The organism is Geodermatophilus africanus, from assembly GCF_900107105.1.
GTDB classification, from domain to species: domain Bacteria; phylum Actinomycetota; class Actinomycetes; order Mycobacteriales; family Geodermatophilaceae; genus Geodermatophilus; species Geodermatophilus africanus.
The window spans coordinates 543,103-561,508 of the sequence record NZ_FNOT01000001.1 but is presented as its reverse complement, the minus strand read 5'-3'; the positions used below and the strand labels follow the sequence as shown (position 1 = coordinate 561,508).

Below are 18,406 nucleotides of genomic sequence, written 5' to 3'. Positions count from 1 at the left end.
TCCGGCACCCGGTCCCTGATGGGGGGTGCCGGGACAAGGTAACGGTCAGGTCACGGCGACTCGTCCCATGCCCCAGGGGCAACGGGGGTGACACCACCGGCCGCCGGAACCGGGGCCGGACGGATCACCTGGTCACGCCCCCGCGCCTCACGGCGGCGTGAGCTCCGTCTCGGTCCCGGCCCGTCCCGGTCCCGCCCTGAGCCTGCGAGGGGTGGGGAAGACGGTGGCCCTCCTACAGGGTCCCGCCGCGAGCCTGCGAGCGGTGGGGGGCAGGGGGGTCCTTCCTCAGTCGCGGACGAGCAACGCGACGGGCAGCCGCTCGAGCAGCCCGGCCACCGGCAGCCCCTCGGCGTCGGAGACGAAGCGGCCGCCGGTCAGCAGGTCCCGCCACGCCCCGGTCGGCAGCCGCAGCGCGGTGTCGGCCCAGCCGGCGATCGACAGACCCACGGGCAGCCGGGTGGCCACCGGCACGACGCCGCCCCGGTCGAAAGCGACCACGTGGTCGGCGGCGACCCCGGTCGCCGTCACCGGCGCATACCCGTCGAACCACTCCGGGTGCTCCCGGCGGGCCCGCAGCACGCGGGAGACGACGAGCAGCTTGGCCGCGCCCTCGTCGTCCACCGGCGGCACCCAGCCCTCGTCCAGCCGCGCCAGCAGCCGGCGACGTGCCTCGTAGTCGACCGGACGGCGGTTGTCCGGGTCGACCAGCGAGTGGTCCCACAGCTCGGTGCCCTGGTAGACGTCCGGGACGCCGGGCATCGTCAGCTGCAGCAGCTTCTGCGCCAGCGAGTTCGACCGGCCGAACGGCGCGATGCGGGCGACGAACCGCTCGATCTCGGCGTGCGTCCGCTCGTCGTCGTACGCCGCGTCGACCATCGCGTGCAGGGCGGTCTCGAACTCCTCGTCGACGTCGGTCCACGTCGTCGACGTCCCCGCCTCGCGAGCGGCCTTCTCCGCGTAGCCGTGCGCCCGCTCCCGGGACAGCGGCCACGCGCCGACCAGGTTCTGCCACACCAGGTGCGCCAGCGGCCGGTCGGGCAGCGGGTGCCGGGTCACCAGCCCGCGGACCAGGTCGGCCCACTCGGCCCCCAGCTCGGCGAGCACGGCCAGCCGGGCGCGGGTGTCCTCGCTGCGCTTGGTGTCGTGGGTCGACAGCGTGGTCATCGACCGGGGCTTGCGGTCCGCGCGGCGCTGCTGCGCCTCGTGGAACTCCGGCACCGTGCTGCCGAACCGGGCGGGGTCGCCGCCGACCTCGTTGAGCACCACGAACCGCGCCCACCGGTAGTACGCGCTGTCCTCGACGCCCTTGGCCATGACCGGGCCGCTGGTCTGCTCGAACCGGGTCGCCGCCTCGGTCCCGGCCTGGGAGAGCACCGGGTGCAGCGCGTCGAGCGCGGCGGTGAGGTCGGGACGGCGCTCCCGCACGGCGGCCACGGTGGCGTCGAGGTGCTCGCGGCCATCGGGCAGGTAGGTGCGGTAGACCGGGAAGCTCGCCAGCAGCTCGGCCAGCGCCTCGGTCTGCTGCTCCGGGGGGATGCCGGGCAGCTCGCCGATGACCCGCACCAGCCGGGCCACCTCCGAGCCCAGGATCCCGTCGGTCACCTCGCGCTTGCAGTCGTGCACCAGCCGCGCGTAGTCCACCGGGGCCCCCGAGAGCTCGGTGTCCAGCGCGGACAGCGCCGCCTCGCCGGCCGGGTCGACCAGCACGTCGTCGACCTCGGCGAGCGCGTCGTAGCCCGTCGTCCCGGCCGTCCGCCACGATTCCGGCAGCTCCTCGCCGGGCTCCAGGATCTTCTCCACCACGGTCCACCGGCCTCCGGAGGCCTCGGCGAGCCGGTCGAGGTAGCCCTTGGGGTCGGCCAGGCCGTCGGGGTGGTCGATCCGCAGCCCGTCGACCGCGCCGGCCGCGACCAGCTGCAACACGAGCCGGTGGGTCGCCTCGAAGACCGCCGGGTCCTCCGCGCGCATCCCGGCGAGGGTGTTGATCGCGAAGAACCGCCGGTAGTTGAGGTCGCGGTCCGCCCGCCGCCAGTCGACCAGCTCGTAGTGCTGCCGGTCGTGCACCTCCTGCGGGCTGCCGTCGCCGGTGCCCGGCGCGACGGGGAAGCGGTTGTCGTAGTACCGCAGCTCAGGCCCGTCCGGGGTCGCGACCACCTCGAGCTTCTCGACGTCGTCCGCCGACCCCAGCACCGGGATGCGCACCCGGCCGCCACCGAAGTCCCAGTCGACGTCGAACGCGGCGGCGTGGGCGCTGTCGCGCCCGTGCTGCAGCACGTCCCACCACCAGGGCGCCTCGGCGGGGTCGGCGATCCCCATGTGGTTGGGCACCAGGTCGAGCACCAGGCCGAGGCCGTGCTCGTGCAGCGCGGCGACCAGCCGGTCGAACCCGGCCTGTCCGCCGCGCGACTCGTCGATGTGCGCGTGGTCGACGGTGTCGTAGCCGTGCGTGCTGCCCGACGCCGACCGCAGCAGCGGCGAGGCGTAGGCGTGGCTCACCCCGAGGTCGGCGAGGTAGCCGGCCAGGGAGGCGGCGTCGTCCAACGTGGCGTCGGCGGTGACCTGCAGCCGGTAGGTCCCGGTCGGGACGTCGCGGCGACGCTGCTCGCTGAGCGGCTCGGACACACTCACGACCGTCGGGGCGCGGTGAGCACGACCATGGAGCGGTCCTGCAGCCTCAGCGTCTCGCCGGGCTTGAACTCCCGCGGCTCGACCTGGCCCATCTCCGCTGTGTCGAGGACGACGGTCCACGACTGCGCGTACTCCTCCGGGGGCAGGGTGAACTCGATCGGCTCGTGCCAGGCGTTGAACGCCAGGTAGAAGTGGTCGTCGACGACGTTCTCGCCGCGCTCGTCGGTCGACCGGATCCCGTGCCCGTTGAGGTAGACGCCGATGGACTTGGCGTAGGCGGCGTCCCAGTCCTCCTCGGTCATCAGCTCGCCGGCGTGGGTGAACCAGGCGATGTCCGGCACCGGCTGGCCCGCCTCGCGGCGCACCGGCCGGCCGTGGAAGAAGCGGCGGCGGCGGAACGTCGGGTGCTCGTTGCGCAGCCGGGTCACCGCCTTGGTGAACTGCAGCAGCCCCTGGTCGACCTCGTCCCAGTGGATCCAGGTCAGCGGCGAGTCCTGGCAGTAGCCGTTGTTGTTGCCCTGCTGGGTGCGGCCGAGTTCGTCGCCGTGCAGCAGCATGGGAACGCCCTGGCTCAGCATCAGCGTGGCCAGGAAGTTGCGCCGCTGGCGGGCCCGCAGGGTGACGACCTTCTTGTCGGTGGTCGGCCCCTCGACCCCGCAGTTCCAGCTGCGGTTGTGGCTCTCGCCGTCGTTGTTGCCCTCGCCGTTGGCCTCGTTGTGCTTCTCGTTGTAGGAGACCAGGTCGTTGAGGGTGAACCCGTCGTGGGCGGTGACGAAGTTGATGCTGGCCACCGGCCGACGGCCGGAGTGCTGGTAGAGGTCGGAGGACCCGGTCAGCCGGCTGGCGAACTCGCCCACCGTGGCGTCCTCGCCACGCCAGTAGTCGCGGACGGTGTCGCGGTACTTGCCGTTCCACTCGGTCCACAGCGCGGGGAAGTTGCCGACCTGGTAGCCGCCCTCGCCGACGTCCCACGGCTCGGCGATGAGCTTGACCTGGCTGACCACCGGGTCCTGGTGCACCAGGTCGAAGAAGGCCGACAGCCGGTCGACGGCGTGCAGCTCGCGGGCCAGCGTGGAGGCCAGGTCGAACCGGAAGCCGTCGACGTGCATCTCGGTGACCCAGTAGCGCAGCGAGTCCATGATCAGCTGCAGCGCCTGCGGGGTCCGGGCGTTGAGCGAGTTCCCGGTGCCGGTGTAGTCCATGTAGTACTGCGGGTCGTCCTCGACCAGCCGGTAGTAGGCCCGGTTGTCGATGCCCTTGAACGACAGCGTGGGGCCGAGGTGGTTGCCCTCGGCGGTGTGGTTGTAGACCACGTCGAGGATGACCTCGATGCCCGCCTCGTGCAGGGTGCGGACCATCCCCTTGAACTCCTGCACCTGCATGCCGTTGTCGGTGTTGCTCGCGTACTCGTCGTGCGGCGCGAAGAACCCGATGGTGTTGTAGCCCCAGTAGTTGCGCAGGTCCTTCTGCTGGAGGGTGTCGTCCTGCACGAACTGGTGCACCGGCATGAGCTCGATGGCGGTGACGCCGAGGTCGTGCAGGTAGGAGATGACGGCCGGGTGCGCGATGGCCGCGTAGGTGCCGCGCAGCTCCTCCGGGACGTCGGGGTGGGTCATCGTCAGGCCCTTGACGTGGGCCTCGTAGATGACCGTCTTGTGGTACGGCGTCTTCGGCGGGCGGTCGACGCCCCAGTCGAAGTAGGGGTTGACGACGACGGACTTCGGCATGTGCACCGCCGAGTCCTCGTCGTTGCGCTCACCGCTGTCGAAGTCGTAGCCGAACACCGACGGGTCCCAGTCGATCTGGCCGTCGATCGCCTTGGCGTACGGGTCCAGCAGCAGCTTGGTGGGGTTGCAGCGCAGGCCCTGGGACGGGTCGTAGGGGCCGTGCACGCGGTAGCCGTAGCGCTGCCCGGGCTGGATGCCGGGCAGGAAGGCGTGCCACACGTAGCCGTCCATCTCGGGGAGCCGGATGCGCTGCTCGGTCCCGTCGTCGTCGAACAGGCACAGCTCGACCTTCTCGGCGACCTCGCTGAAGATCGCGAAGTTGGTGCCGGTGCCGTCGTAGGTCGCGCCGAGGGGGTAGGCGGTTCCAGGCCACACCTGGGTCATGGACGGGGTCCTCCTGTGCTGGCGCCCCCGGGCGCCGGGGGCCGGGGGCCTCCCCGCCGCGGGGCGTCGTCGGGGAGGTCGGTGTGCATGGTCCTCCGACCCCTCGTGCCCGGGCGTGCCGCCGTCCAACCCTCTCCCAGGTCACGGTCCGGAGACCTCGGTCACGGCCGCCGGAGCGCGGTGCGGCGGGACGACGACGCCCCCCGCGGAGGTCTCCGTGGGGGGCGTCGTGCGCAGGTCCGGCCGGGGCAGCGACGCCGGGTCCGACCTCGTCCGGGGCGCAGGGCCCCGGGTGGCACTGGTCCTCGGCGGTGACCGCTCCTGCGACCGGGGACGCTAGGCGGCGACCCCACCACGTGCAAGCACCGGACGCCAGTCCCGCCGTCCCGTCCGCCCCTCCCGTCCGCCCACGGCTCACCGACGTCGTCCTGTCACTGGGGGGTCGTACCGTCGACCCGTGCGCGCGACCACCGACATCCGGCCCACCCGCGGGCGTTTCCGCGTCGTCAGCGAGTTCCAACCCTCGGGCGACCAGCCGGCCGCCATCCAGGCGCTGGCCGAGCGGGTGACCGCCGGCGAGCAGGACACCGTCCTGCTCGGCGCGACCGGGACCGGCAAGTCGGCGACGACGGCCTGGCTGATCGAGCAGGTGCAGCGCCCGACGCTGGTCATGGCGCCGAACAAGACGCTGGCCGCGCAGCTGGCCAACGAGTTCCGCGAGCTGCTGCCCGACGCCGCGGTCGAGTACTTCGTCTCGTACTACGACTACTACCAGCCCGAGGCCTACGTCCCGCAGACGGACACCTACATCGAGAAGGACTCCTCGATCAACGAGGAGGTCGAGCGGCTGCGGCACTCCGCGACCAACAGCCTGCTCACCCGGCGCGATGTCGTCGTCGTCTCGACCGTCTCCTGCATCTACGGCCTGGGGACGCCGGAGGAGTACGTCGACCGCGCGTTGAAGATCAAGGTGGGGGAGGAGCGCGACCGCGACGAGCTGCTGCGCACCCTGGTCACCGAGCAGTACACCCGCAACGACCTCTCGTTCACCCGCGGCACCTTCCGGGTGCGCGGCGACACCATCGAGGTCTTCCCCGTCTACGAGGAGCTGGCCTGCCGGATCGAGATGTTCGGCGACGAGGTCGAGCGGCTGTACTACCTGCACCCGCTCACCGGTGAGGTGGTCCGGGAGGTCGACGAGCTGTTCGTCTTCCCGGCCACCCACTACGTCGCCGGCCCGGAGCGGATGGAGCGGGCGATCGCCACCATCGAGGCCGAGCTCGAGCAGCGGCTGGCCGAGCTGGAGCGGCAGGGCAAGCTGCTGGAGGCGCAGCGGCTGCGGATGCGCACCACCTACGACATCGAGATGATGCGCCAGGTCGGCTTCTGCTCCGGCATCGAGAACTACTCCCGGCACATCGACGGCCGTGCGCCCGGCAGCGCCGGTGCCTGCCTGCTCGACTACTTCCCCGACGACTTCCTGCTCGTCATCGACGAGTCGCACGTGACCGTGCCGCAGATCGGCGGCATGTACGAGGGCGACATGAGCCGCAAGCGCACGCTGGTCGAGCACGGCTTCCGGCTGCCCTCGGCGATGGACAACCGCCCGCTGAAGTGGGAGGAGTTCACCGACCGCATCGGCCAGACGGTCTACCTGTCGGCCACCCCCGGTGACTACGAGCTCGGCCGGGTCCAGGGTGACGTCGTCGAGCAGGTCATCCGGCCGACGGGGCTGGTCGACCCGGAGGTGGTCGTCAAGCCCACGAAGGGGCAGATCGACGACCTGGTGCACGAGATCCGGGTGCGCACCGAGAAGGACGAGCGGATCCTGGTCACCACGCTGACCAAGAAGATGGCCGAGGACCTCACCGACTACCTGCTCGAGCTGGGCATCAAGGTGCGGTACCTGCACTCGGAGGTCGACACGCTGCGCCGCGTCGAGCTGCTGCGGGAGCTGCGGCAGGGCGAGTACGACGTCCTGGTCGGCATCAACCTGCTGCGCGAGGGCCTCGACCTGCCCGAGGTGTCGCTGGTGGCGATCCTGGACGCCGACAAGGAGGGCTTCCTCCGGTCGAACCGGTCGCTGATCCAGACGATCGGGCGCGCGGCGCGCAACGTGTCGGGCCAGGTGCACATGTACGCCGACACGGTGACCCCCTCGATGGCCCTGGCGATCGAGGAGACCAACCGGCGCCGCGAGAAGCAGATCGCCTACAACCGCGAGCGCGGCATCGACCCGCAGCCGCTCCGCAAGAAGATCGTCGACATCCTCGACGGCATCTACCGCGCCGCGGAGGACGCCGGGAGCGTCGAGCTGGTCGGGGGCTCGGGCCGGCAGCAGTCCCGCGGCAAGGCGCCGGTGCCCGGGCTGTCGTCGAAGCGGGCGGGCAAGGCCGGCGGCATCGATGCGCAGGGGCTGCCGCGCGCCGAGCTGGCCGACCTCATCACGCAGATGAACGACCAGATGCTGGCCGCCGCCCGCGAGCTGCAGTTCGAGGTGGCCGCCCGGCTGCGCGACGAGCTGACCGAGCTCAAGAAGGAGCTGCGGCAGCTCGACGCCGCACACGCCTGAGGCGCCGCCGGGGTCACAGCTCGCCCTGGCAGGACAGGGGGCCCCAGCCGCCGGTGCCGGCCACGGCGTGGCCCTTGTCACACCGGGATGAGGGTGTTCTCCTGCTCGGAACACCGTGCATCCCGGTAGCGTCGTGTGGGAAGTGATCGCTCGACGGCGTCACCGCAGAGGTGTCCGTCGTCAGTGGTTCCGTGGAGGGGAGTATCCCCGCGCGGTGGTGTCGTCAGTACGGGGTCCCCATGGACCCCCGGCACCACCGGTCACCTCAGGGCGGAGGCGGCGGGAGAGACCTCAGGTCAGACGCAGCGGCGCCGCGCGCCGCTCGGTCACCGGAGGTATCCACCGTGGACGTGCCCTTCTGGGTGTGGGCCCTCACGATCGCCGCGATCGTGGGGATGCTCGTCTTCGATTTCGTCGGTCACGTGCGCACTCCGCACGCGCCGACACTGCGCGAGTCGGCCGTCTGGTCGGCTGTCTACGTCGGCATCGCCGTGGTCTTCGGACTGCTGGTTCTGTGGTTCAGCGGTGGCCAGTACGCCGGTGAGTACTTCGCGGGGTACATCACCGAGAAGAGCCTGTCGGTCGACAACCTCTTCGTGTTCGTCCTGATCATGGCCAGCTTCGCGGTCCCACGAGAGCTGCAGCAGAAGGTGCTGCTGTTCGGCATCGCCTTCGCCCTGGTCCTGCGGACGGCGTTCATCTTCGTCGGCGCGGCCGCCATCGAGCAGTTCAGCTGGATCTTCTACGTCTTCGGCGGGTTCCTCATCTGGACCGCGTGGGCGCAGGCACGCAGCGGCGGCCACTCGCACGACGAGGAGTTCAAGGAGAACGCGGCCCTGCGGCTGGCCCGCAAGGTCCTCCCGACCACCGACGAGTACCACTCCGACAAGATGGTCACCACGATCAGGGGCCGGCGGTACATCACCCCGCTGGCCATCGCCCTGGTCGCCATCGCCAGCGCGGACATCCTCTTCGCCGTCGACTCCATCCCGGCGATCTTCGGGCTGACCCAGGAGACCTACCTGGTCTTCACCGCGAACGCCTTCGCGCTGCTGGGCCTGCGGCAGCTGTTCTTCCTCATCGACGGCCTGCTCGACCGGCTGGTCTACCTCTCCTACGGCCTGGCCGTCATCCTCGGCTTCATCGGCGTGAAGCTGCTCATCCACGCGTTGCACGAGAACGAGCTGCCGTTCATCAACGGTGGTGAGCACGTCACGGTGATCCCCGAGGTGCCGACCTGGCTGTCGCTGAGCGTCATCCTGGTCACGCTGGTGGTGACCACGGTGGCGAGCCTGCTGAAGAACCGGCGGGATGCGGCCCGCGGCGTGGAGTCGCCCACCGGCGCGGGGGATGCGGCGGCCGACTCCGAGGGCCTCCTGGCGCAGGGGCCCGGCGACCGCGACCCGCACGCACGTCGTCCCGACGAGGCCCCGCCCTCGCCGCACGACGCGCCGGTCACCGACGCCGACGAGCACGCTGCCAGCGGCGCCACCCGCCACCGCGGCTGACCCGCTCCGCCCCGCCACACCGGGCCCGTCCTCCCCGAGGGCGGGCCGGGTGCCGTCCGCGGCCGGCCGACGCGGCGTCCCCGAGAACACTACGAACACTTCGGACGTCACGTCGAAGGGCGACCGGGCGGCAGGTACGGTGGGCGCCGCGGTTCCAGAAGGCCGCAGCCAATGAGGGCTGCGCCGCTCCGGGGCCGTCCAGTGGAGGGGAGTATCCCCCCGCGGCAGTGTCGTCATCACGAGGCCCCATGGCCTCCGGTGCTGCCGATCGCCGGCCCTCAGGCCGGCGGTGGGAGAGACCTCCGGTGCTGACACCTGCATGTCCCCGGAGGAACTGACCGCATGGAACTGCCCGTCTGGTTCGAGGTCGCGACGTTCGTGGGGCTGACGGCCCTGCTGCTCGCGGACCTCGCCATCGTTGCCCGCCGCCCGCACGAGCCCTCCGTGAAGGAGGCGAGCATCTGGGTCAGCTTCTACGTGGCGCTCGCCCTGCTGTTCGGGCTCCTGCTGTTGAGCTTCACCAACGGCACGTACGCGACGGAGTTCTACGCCGGCTGGCTGACGGAGTACTCGCTGTCGGTCGACAACCTCTTCGTCTTCGTGATCATCATGGCCCGCTTCCGGGTGCCGCGGCACCTGCAGCAGGAGGCCCTGATGGTCGGGATCATCATCGCCCTGGTCCTGCGCGGGATCTTCATCCTGCTCGGCGCCGCGGTGATCGAGCGGTTCATCTGGGTCTTCTACATCTTCGGCGCCTTCCTCGTGTACACCGCGATCAACCTGGTCCGGCACCGCGGCGAGGACGAGGACTACGAGGAGAACGCCTTCATCCGGCGGATGCGCCGGGTCCTGCCGATGACGCAGGACTTCCAGGGCGCCAAGGTCCGCGTCACCGAGAACGGCAAGAAGCTCTGGACGCCGATGGTCATCGTCTTCATCGCCCTGGGGACGACGGACCTGCTGTTCGCGCTCGACAGCATCCCCGCGATCTTCGGCCTCACCCGCGAGCCGTTCATCGTCTTCACCGCGAACGTCTTCGCGCTCATGGGGCTCCGGCAGCTGTACTTCCTGCTCGGCGGCCTGCTCAAGCGGCTGGTCTACCTGTCGCTGGGCCTGGCGGTCATCCTGGCCTTCATCGGCGTCAAGCTGATCCTCGAGGCCCTGCACGAGAACAACCTGCCGTTCATCAACGGTGGCGAGCACGTGGACGCCGTCCCGACGATCCCGATCTGGCTCTCGCTGTCGATCATCCTCGGCGTGCTGCTGATCGCCACGGTCGCCAGCCTGGTGAAGACCCGCGGCCAGCTGCCCGACGAGGAGTCGGGCCCGGGGGCTCCGGACGTCGCGCCGGAGACCGCCGAGTCGGTCGCCACGGGCGGGCCCGCTGCGGCGGCGAAGGCGGAGGCGCGGCTCGCTGCCGAATCCGACGAGGAGACCCCCCGCCGCTGAGCCCCGCGCCCCGGAGGCACGACCGGCGTGCGCCCTGACGACCTCGCGCTGCTGCGCGTCCCCGGCGTCCCCACGGTCTCCCCGGACGGTCGCATGGCCGTCGTCGCGGTCGCCCGAACCGACCCGGGGGACGACGCGGAGCGCAGCCGGCTGTGGGCAGTGCCCACCGACGGCTCGGCGCCGGCCCGGCCGCTGACGCCTGGCCCCCGGGACACCGACCCGGTCTTCTCCCCGGACGGCCGGTGGCTGGCCTACCGCGGGGCCGGGCCGGGCGGGCGGCCGCAGCTGTACCTGCTGCCCACGGCCGGCGGGGCGCCGCGCCGGCTGACCGACACCCCGCTGGGGACCGGCCGGCCGGTCTGGTCGCCGGACGCCCGCCGGCTGGCCTTCACCGCCCGGGTGCCGCAGGTCGACCGCTCCGGCGTCGACCGGGCCGCGCAGCCGCCGTGGCTGGTCACCACGCTGCGCTGGCAGGCCAACGGCGTCGGCGTGGTGACCGACCGGTACAGCCACGTGTTCGTCCTCGACCTGCCCGCCGACGGGGAGGACGACGGCCCGCTGCCGCGACCGCGGCAGGTCACCGACGGCGCGGCCGACGACGCCGACGTCACCTGGAGCCCCGACGGCGCCGAGCTGGCCTTCGTCTCGGCCCGGCACGCGCGCGCCGACCGCGACCTGGTGCGCGACGTCTACGCCGTCCCGGCCGGGGGCGGGACGCTGCGCCGGGTCACCGACGGCCGGGCGCGGTGCGCGCGGCCCACCTACGACCCCTCCGGCGACTGGATCTGGCTCACCGCGCGGCTGGAGCTGGGCCGGGACGGGGTGGACGTCGTCGGCCGCGGCGCCACGCTGTGCCGGGTGCGGGCCACCGGCGGGACGCCCGAGCCGGTGCTCGCCCCCGCCGTCACCGACCGGGGCGACGCGACGCCGGCGACCGTGCTGGCCGGGGGAGCGGCCCACCTGGGCGTGCGGTCGCACGGCGCCGTGGAGCTGCTCCGCGTGCCGCTGGAGGGCGGGTCGCCGGAGGCCCTCGTCGACGGGCCGTTCACCGTGCACGGGCTGGCCGCGGCCGGCGGGGTCGTCGTCGCCACGGTCGGGCACGACCGCTCGGCGGGCGAGCTGATCGCCGTCACGCCGGGCCGGCGGCGGCTGCTCACCGGCTTCGGCCGCGCCCTGGGCGCCACCGGCCGGCTGCACCGCTCGCAGGAGCGCACCGCGACCGCCCCGGACGGCACCGAGGTGCACGGCTGGGTGACGCTGCCGCCCGGCCCCGGCCCGCACCCGGTGCTGCTCTGCCTGTCCGACCCGCTGCGCCGTCCGGAGGGCTGGTCGCTGTCGGTGGACGCCCAGGTGCTGGTGTCGGCCGGCTACGCCGTCGTCCGCTGCGCCCCCCGCGGCTCGTCCGGCCACGGGCAGGCCCACGCCCGGGCGGTGCGGGCGGCCGGCGGCACGGTGGACGCCGACGACGTCGTCGCCTTCCTCGACGCCGTGCTGACCGACCCGGCGCTCGACCCCGAGCGGGTCGGGGTCATGGGGACCGGCTACGGCGGCTGGCTGGCGACCCTCCTCACCGGGCGGACGACGCGGTTCGCGGCGGCCGTCCTCGACGGGGCGCTCACCGACCCGGCCGGCCTGGTCGGCACCTCGGACGTCGGCTGGTGGTTCGTCGACCAGTACCTCGGCGCCGACCCGCCCACCCCGGCCGCGGACAGCACCACTCCCACCCTGGTGGTGCACGGCGAGGACGACCGGCGGTACCCCGCCGGGCAGGGCACCCGCCGCTACGTCGAGCTCAAGCGCCGCGGCGTCTCCGCGGAGCTGCTGCTGTTCCCCGGTGAGGGCTCGGAGCTCGGCCGCACCGGGCGGCCCCGGCACCGGCAGGCGCGGCTCGAGCACCTGCTGCGCTGGTGGGCGCGGTGGCTGCCGGTCACCCTCGAGGACGACCTGCCGGTCGAGGTCGTCGATGCCGGGGCGCTGCCGCCCGACGACGGCGGCCGGGAGCCGCTGACCGTGCGGGCGACCCGGCTGGACTGAGCAGACGGTCACCGGTCGTCGTGGCGGAGCCCCGTGCCGCAGCCGACACCGCCCGTGCCGTCGGCACGTCACGGTCGGTGGCCGGGCACGGCACTGGCCGTCCTCGTCATGGCCACCTGCGCAGCCTGCTACGCGCTGATCTCGTGGCTGTTCGCCCTGCCCTCCGACGAGCCCGTGGACCGGGCCGGGGGGCTGGGTCCGTTCCTCGGGCCGATCACGGGGATGGTCCTGGCTTCCTGGTGGCGACGCCGCCGGCCCGGTGGTCGTGGACGGGTCGAGCAGCACGACGCGGCCCTGCGGCGGGGACGGTCGCCCGAGGGCGCCGACCCGGCCGTCGGGCGGCAGCTCCTGGAGCGAGCGCTCGTCGGCGCCGGGGTCCTGCTGCTCGCTGCGGTGGCGTGACCGGCGGTGCGACGACCGCACCCCACCGCTCCAGCGGCTCCCGGACCAGGTGCTGGACGCGGTGCCGCCTGCGGGATGACGCCCGGCCTGCGAGGGTGGGCCGACCCCGACTCGAGGAGGTCCGCCGTGGTCGAGCGCCGCGTGCCCCGCTGGTCCGAGCTGCGCGAGCTGATCCGGGTTCGCAGGCTGCCCGGGGACGCGACCGACCGCCGGCTGGCCGCGGCCGCCTCGGTGGCCGACCTGCGCGAGGTCGCCCGCCGGCGGGCGCCGCGCGCGGTCTTCGACTACACCGACGGCGCCGCCGGCGCGGAGGTCAGCCTGCGACGCGCCCGCGACGCGTTCGCCCGCGTCGAGTTCCGCCCCAGCGTGCTGCGCGACGTCTCCGCAGTCGACCCGTCGACGACGGTGCTGGGCCGGCGGTCGTCGCTGCCGCTGGTCTTCGCGCCGACCGGCTTCACCCGGCTCATGCACACCGAGGGGGAGTCCGCGGTCGGCCGGGTGGCCGAGCGGGTCGGCGTCCCCTACGCCCTCTCGACCATGGGGACGACGACCATCGAGGCGCTCGCGGAGGCCGCCCCCGGCGCCCGCCGGTGGTTCCAGCTGTACCTGTGGCGCGACCGCGAGGCCAGCGCGGCGCTGGTCGCCCGGGCCGCGGCGGCCGGGTACGAGGCGCTGGTCCTCACCGTGGACACCCCGGTCGCGGGGCCGCGGCTGCGCGACGTCCGCAACGGGCTCACCATCCCGCCGGCGCTGACTCTCCGCACCGTGGCCGACGCCGCCGTCCACCCGCGCTGGTGGGTCGACCTGCTCACCACCGAGCCGCTGGAGTTCGCCTCGCTGCGCTCCTGGACCGGGACGGTCGCCGAGCTCGCCGACCGCGTGTTCGAGCCGGCCGCGACGCTGGCCGACCTGCGGACGCTGCGCGAGACCTGGCGGGGCGCGCTGGTGGTGAAGGGCGTGCAGACGGCGGACGACGCCCGCGCGGTGGTCGACGCCGGGGCGGACGCGGTCGTCGTCTCCAACCACGGCGGCCGCCAGCTGGACCGGGCACCGACGCCGCTGGAAGAGCTGCCCGCGGTCGTCGCGGCGGTGGGCGAGCGGGCCGAGGTCTACCTGGACGGCGGCATCCTCGACGGGGCCGACGTCGTCGCCGCGGTGGCCTGCGGCGCCCGGGCCTGCCTGGTCGGCCGGGCCTACCTCTACGGGTTGATGGCCGGCGGGGAGCGCGGCGTGCAGCGGGTCGCCGACATCCTGGCCGGCGAGGTGACGCGGACCCTGCGGCTGCTCGGCGTCCCGTCGGTCGGGGAGCTGACGCCCGACCGGGTCCGGCTGCGCGGCGCTCCCTCCGGGTGGGTGGGGGATCGTTTGCCGTCGGTGTCGGCGCGTCCCTAGGGTGCGGCATGGACGTCGTCGAGGTCACGCCCACGGTCGACCAGTACGCCTACACCTTCGGCGGCGTCGCACCGCTGCGGCGGATCCGGCCGGGGATGGTGCTGCGGGTGTGGTCCGACGACGCGTTCGGCGGCGCGCTGCGCAAGACCTCCGACCTCTCCAGCGAGAAGGTCGACCTGCGGTTCGTCAACCCGCAGACCGGGCCGTTCCACGTCGAGGGCGCCGAGCCGGGGGACACCCTGGCCCTGCACTTCGTGGCGATGGAGCCGGCGCGGGACTGGGGCGCCTCGGCCGCCATCCCCTTCTTCGGCGGGCTGACCAGCACCGCGGTGACCGCGACCCTGCAGGAGGCGCTGCCGGACACCACCTGGATCTACGAGCTCGACCGCGCGGCCAACACGGTGACCTTCGCCGCCCGGTACAGCGACCTGGAGATCGCCCTGCCGGTGGAGCCGATGCTGGGCACGGTCGGCGTCGCGCCGATGGGCGGCGAGGTGCGCAGCTCGCTGGTGCCCGAGCGCTTCGGCGGCAACATGGACACCCCGCAGATGCGGCCCGGCACGACCTGCTTCCTCGGGGTCAACGTCGAGGGCGCGCTGTTCTCGATCGGCGACGGGCACTACCGGCAGGGCGAGGGCGAGGCGTGCGGCACCGCGGTCGAGGGCGCCATGACGACCACGCTGATCGTCGAGCTGATCAAGGGCGACGCGCCGGCCTGGCCCCGCCTGGAGGACGACACCCACTGGATGACCGTCGGGTCCAGCCGGCCGCTCGAGGACGCCTGGCGGATCGCCCAGGTGGAGCTGGTGCGCTGGTTCCGCGACCTCTACGGGCTGCACCCGATGGACGCCTACCAGCTGCTGTCGCAGACCGTCGAGGTGCCGATCGCCAACGTGGTCGACGCGAACTACAGCACCGTGGTGAAGGCGCGCAAGTCGCTGCTGCCGCGGGCCACCGCGTACGGCGGGCTGCACGACGCCCTCCGCCGCCGCGCGGCCACCCTGCTCTGACCCCTCCCCGGAGGCCCTCATGGACCTGCAGCTGACCGGCGCCCGCGTGCTCGTCACCGGCGGCACCCGCGGCATCGGCCGCGCGATCGTCGAGACCTTCGCCGACGAGGGCGCGGTCGTGGAGTTCTGCGCCCGCGACGCCGCCGAGATCGAGGCGACGGAGAAGGCGATCGCCGACCGCGGCGGCCGGGCGACCGGCGTCCGGCTCGACGTCCGGGACGGGCCGGCGCTGACCGGCTGGGTCGAGGCCGCCGCCGGCCGGCTCGGCGGGCTGGACGCCGTCGTCGCCAACGTCAGCGCGCTGGCCATCCCGGACACCGAGGAGAACTGGTACACGAGCTTCGAGGTCGACCTGATGCACACGGTGCGGCTCGCCACCGCCGCGATCCCGCACCTGGAGGCCAGCCCGAACGGCTCGATCGTCGCCGTCTCCAGCGTCTCGGGCCGCGAGTCCGACGCCGTCTCGGGGCCGTACGGGACGATGAAGACCGCGATCGTCGGCTACGTCTCCGGCCTGGCCATGCAGCTGGCGGGACGAGGGGTGCGCGCCAACGTCGTGTCGCCGGGCAACACTTACTTCCCGGACGGCTTCTGGCAGGGGATCGAGCGCGGCGACCCCGAGCTGTTCGCCTCGGCGCTCGGCCTGAACCCCACCGGCCGGATGGGGACCGCGGAGGAGATGGCCCGCGCCGTGGTCTTCCTCTCCAGCCCGGTGTCGAGCTTCACCACCGGCACCAACCTCGTGGTGGACGGCGCCCTCACCCGCGGCATCCAGCTCTGAGAGGCTGCGGCATGGCCCTGATCTACCCCGTCCAGGCCGACTCCCCGGAACCCGAGGACGGCACCGACCCCGAGTTCGCCGAGCTGGCCGCGGACCTGTCCGACACCTGGCTGGTCGAGATCGCCCTCAGCGACGACGGGGACGACGCGTGCTTCGGCCCGCTGACCGCCCGCGCCGCCTGGGACCTCGCCCTCGGCATCGACCAGCGCCGTCCCGGGTGGACGGTGTCCGTCGTCCCCCTGCACGTGGCCGGGACCCCCGACGAGCTGGTGGCGCTCTTCGAGGAGTGAGCCGGGCTCACCAGCCGCGGGCGCGCCACTCCGCGAGGTGCGGGCGCTCGGCGCCCAGCGTGGTGTCCTTGCCGTGGCCGGGGTAGACCCAGGTGTCGTCGGGCAGCGCGCCGAACAGCCGCGCCTCGACGTCGTCGACCAGGCTGGTGAAGTCCTCCGCCGACCAGGTCTTGCCGACCCCGCCGGGGAACAGGCTGTCGCCGGTGAACAGGTGCGTGCCGGCGCCCGCCGGGCCGCGCCAGAGCAGCGCGATGCTGCCCGGCGTGTGCCCGCGCAGGTGGATCACCTCGAGGGTCTGCCCGCCGACCCGGATCGTGTCGCCGTGCTCCACCGGCCGCTGCACGGGGACGGGCAGCTCGTCGGCGTCCGCCGGGTGCGCGACGGTGACCGCGCCCGTCGCCGCGACGACCTCCGGCAGGGCGCGGTGGTGGTCCCAGTGCCGGTGCGTGGTGACGACGGTGCGCACGTCGGCGTCCCCGATGAGCGCGCGCAGCGCCTCGGGCTCGGCCGCGGCGTCGACGAGCAGCGCCTCACCGGTCGCCGGGTCGCGGAGCAGGTAGGCGTTGTTCGCCATCTCGCTGACCGCCAGCTTGCTGACCGTCAGCCCGGGCAGCTCGCGGACGTCGGCCGGCCCGCCCACCTCGACGTCGCCGGTGTAGCCCATCTCCAGCCTCCCGTTCGGACAGTGTCGGTGGCCGCGGTTACGGTCCAGGCATGGACGCTAGCGGAGGTCTCCCCGCCGGTCGGATCGTCGGGCTCCCGGCCACCGAGCTGGCCGCCCGCGTCCGGTCGGGCGAGCTGACCGCGGTCGAGGTCGTCCGCGCGCACCTGGCCCACCTCGACGCGGTGGAGCCCCGCATCGGCGCCTTCCGGGTTGTCCGCCGGGAGGCCGCGCTGGCCGAGGCGCACGCCGTCGACACCGCGCTCACCCGGTTCGCCATGCCGCTCGCAGGGGTGCCGGTCGCGGTCAAGGACAACGTCGACGTGGCGGGGGAGGCCTGCACCGACGGGTCCCCCGCCTGCCCCACGCGGACCGCGGAGCGCGACCACCCCGTGGTCAGCCGGCTCCGGCGGGCGGGCGCGGTCGTCGTCGGCATCACCCGGGTGCCCGAGCTGTGCCTCTACGCCGCCACCGACGGTCCCGGCACGGTCACCCGCAACCCCTGGGACACCGCGCGCTCGCCGGCCGGCAGCTCCGGCGGCAGTGCGGCGGCGGTCGCCGCCGGCGTGGTCCCGCTGGCGCACGGCAACGACGGGTTGGGGTCGCTGCGGCTGCCCGCCGCCGCGTGCGGTCTGGTCACCCTCAAGCCCGGCCGGGGCGTCGTCCCCGGCGGCATCGGCGCCGACGACTGGTCCGGCATGGCGGTCAACGGCGCGCTGGCGACCACCGTCGCCGACCTGGCGGTGGCGCACGCGGTGCTGGCCGGGGAGGAGCCGACCCCGCTGGAGGCGCCCGGCCGGCCGCTGCGGATCGCTGTCTCCACCCGCTCCCCGGTGCCCGGGACCCGCGCCGACGGGCCCGCCCGGGCGGCCGTCGACTCGGCGGTCGCCGCCCTCACCGCGGCCGGCCACACCGTCGTCCGCCGGGACCCGCCGATCACCCCGGGCGCCGCGGTCGGTGCGCTGGCCCGCTGGATGGCCGGCGCCGCCGACGACGCCGCGCACCTGGGCATCCCGCTCTCCGGCCTCCAGCCGCGCAGCCGCGCGCACGCCCGCGTCGGCCGTGCCGTCCGGGCCGCCGGCCTGGTCCGCCCGGCGACCGCCGAGCGCTTCCGCGAGCGGATGGTGGGCTTCTTCTCGGACGTCGATGTGCTCCTCACGCCGGTCGTGACCGGTCCACCGCTGCCGGCCCGGCCCTGGCACGAGCGCTCGTTCCTGGTCAACGTGACGGCCGACGCCCGCTGGGCCCCGTGGACGGCGGCCTGGAACCTGGCCGGCCTCCCGGCCCTCGTGCTGCCCGCAGGCACCCGCCCCACCGGCCACCCGCTGGCGGTCCAGCTCGCCGGCCCCCCGGGGGCCGAGAGGCGACTACTCTGGCTGGCCGGAGAGCTGGAGCGTCGGCAGCCCTGGCGCCGTCACGCGCCCGTCTTCGACCCCGCCGGGAACCCGTCCCCCGCTCCCGTCTGAGCACCATGGCGAGCGGCAACGTCGCCGTCGTCACGGATTGCACCCGGGCAGTGACGGCGTTGTCCGTATCGACATCTCGACATCTCCACCGCGGGCCCCGGC

The 18,406-nt window shown here is 73.7% G+C and carries 13 protein-coding genes; 10 read left to right on the top strand and 3 right to left on the bottom strand.

Features of this window, described 5'->3' with window-relative positions; all coding sequences use genetic code 11:
* Positions 1-285 precede the first annotated feature (285 nt).
* Together treY and glgX are read right to left on the bottom strand one after the other, a co-directional pair.
* Positions 286-2,622, bottom strand: a complete 2,337-nt coding sequence (gene treY / locus BLW63_RS02540; protein ID WP_091151061.1) for a malto-oligosyltrehalose synthase — start codon at positions 2,620-2,622, stop codon at positions 286-288.
* Between the two features lie 2 nt (positions 2,623-2,624).
* Positions 2,625-4,739 (bottom strand): glycogen debranching protein GlgX, encoded by a 2,115-nt coding sequence (glgX, locus tag BLW63_RS02535; protein ID WP_091151059.1) that lies wholly within the window; start codon positions 4,737-4,739, stop codon positions 2,625-2,627.
* A 457-nt stretch (positions 4,740-5,196) separates the two neighbouring features.
* Here glgX and uvrB point away from each other — a divergent pair, with 457 nt between their 5' ends.
* The 9 genes from uvrB to BLW63_RS02490 all read left to right on the top strand — a co-directional run bounded on the left by uvrB (position 5,197) and on the right by BLW63_RS02490 (position 16,177).
* On the top strand, positions 5,197-7,311 hold the full coding sequence (uvrB, locus tag BLW63_RS02530; RefSeq protein WP_091151057.1) for an excinuclease ABC subunit UvrB: 2,115 nt from the start codon (positions 5,197-5,199) through the stop codon (positions 7,309-7,311).
* 344 nt (positions 7,312-7,655) lie between these two features.
* On the top strand, positions 7,656-8,819 hold the full coding sequence (locus BLW63_RS02525) for a TerC family protein (RefSeq protein ID WP_091151055.1): 1,164 nt from the start codon (positions 7,656-7,658) through the stop codon (positions 8,817-8,819).
* A 342-nt stretch (positions 8,820-9,161) separates the two neighbouring features.
* On the top strand, positions 9,162-10,268 hold the full coding sequence (locus BLW63_RS02520; RefSeq protein WP_091151053.1) for a TerC family protein: 1,107 nt from the start codon (positions 9,162-9,164) through the stop codon (positions 10,266-10,268).
* 27 nt (positions 10,269-10,295) lie between these two features.
* Positions 10,296-12,302, top strand: coding sequence for a S9 family peptidase (locus BLW63_RS02515; protein WP_091151051.1), 2,007 nt, complete (start codon positions 10,296-10,298; stop codon positions 12,300-12,302).
* Between the two features lie 108 nt (positions 12,303-12,410).
* A complete protein-coding gene (locus tag BLW63_RS02510) occupies positions 12,411-12,704 on the top strand; it encodes a hypothetical protein (RefSeq protein WP_139263455.1) in 294 nt (97 codons plus the stop codon).
* A gap of 126 nt (positions 12,705-12,830) precedes the next feature.
* Positions 12,831-14,096, top strand: a complete 1,266-nt coding sequence (locus tag BLW63_RS02505) for an alpha-hydroxy acid oxidase (protein ID WP_091151047.1) — start codon at positions 12,831-12,833, stop codon at positions 14,094-14,096.
* 8 nt (positions 14,097-14,104) lie between these two features.
* A complete protein-coding gene (locus tag BLW63_RS02500; RefSeq protein ID WP_091151045.1) occupies positions 14,105-15,106 on the top strand; it encodes an acetamidase/formamidase family protein in 1,002 nt (333 codons plus the stop codon).
* Between the two features lie 19 nt (positions 15,107-15,125).
* Complete coding sequence (locus BLW63_RS02495; protein WP_091151044.1) at positions 15,126-15,887, top strand: SDR family NAD(P)-dependent oxidoreductase; 762 nt, start codon at positions 15,126-15,128, stop codon at positions 15,885-15,887.
* 11 nt (positions 15,888-15,898) lie between these two features.
* On the top strand, positions 15,899-16,177 hold the full coding sequence (locus BLW63_RS02490) for a hypothetical protein (protein WP_091151042.1): 279 nt from the start codon (positions 15,899-15,901) through the stop codon (positions 16,175-16,177).
* 7 nt (positions 16,178-16,184) lie between these two features.
* Here BLW63_RS02490 and BLW63_RS02485 read toward each other — a convergent pair whose 3' ends face one another.
* Complete coding sequence (locus BLW63_RS02485; protein WP_091151040.1) at positions 16,185-16,841, bottom strand: MBL fold metallo-hydrolase; 657 nt, start codon at positions 16,839-16,841, stop codon at positions 16,185-16,187.
* Between the two features lie 50 nt (positions 16,842-16,891).
* On the opposite strand from BLW63_RS02485, the gene BLW63_RS02480 reads away from it, so the two are divergent.
* Entirely contained in the window at positions 16,892-18,304 is a 1,413-nt protein-coding gene (locus BLW63_RS02480) for an amidase (protein WP_091151038.1), read from the top strand.
* Positions 18,305-18,406 lie beyond the last annotated feature (102 nt).

What these genes read in the sequence shown, in the direction of transcription:
- glgX (WP_091151059.1), bottom strand. Translation starts at nt 4,739, where the DNA reads ATGACCCAGGTGTGGCCTGGAACCGCCTACCCCCTCGGCGCGACCTAC.
- BLW63_RS02520 (WP_091151053.1), top strand. Translation starts at nt 9,162, where the DNA reads ATGGAACTGCCCGTCTGGTTCGAGGTCGCGACGTTCGTGGGGCTGACG.
- BLW63_RS02510 (WP_139263455.1), top strand. Translation starts at nt 12,411, where the DNA reads ATGGCCACCTGCGCAGCCTGCTACGCGCTGATCTCGTGGCTGTTCGCC.
- BLW63_RS02500 (WP_091151045.1), top strand. Translation starts at nt 14,105, where the DNA reads ATGGACGTCGTCGAGGTCACGCCCACGGTCGACCAGTACGCCTACACC.
- BLW63_RS02495 (WP_091151044.1), top strand. Translation starts at nt 15,126, where the DNA reads ATGGACCTGCAGCTGACCGGCGCCCGCGTGCTCGTCACCGGCGGCACC.
- BLW63_RS02490 (WP_091151042.1), top strand. Translation starts at nt 15,899, where the DNA reads ATGGCCCTGATCTACCCCGTCCAGGCCGACTCCCCGGAACCCGAGGAC.
- BLW63_RS02485 (WP_091151040.1), bottom strand. Translation starts at nt 16,841, where the DNA reads ATGGGCTACACCGGCGACGTCGAGGTGGGCGGGCCGGCCGACGTCCGC.
- BLW63_RS02480 (WP_091151038.1), top strand. Translation starts at nt 16,892, where the DNA reads ATGGACGCTAGCGGAGGTCTCCCCGCCGGTCGGATCGTCGGGCTCCCG.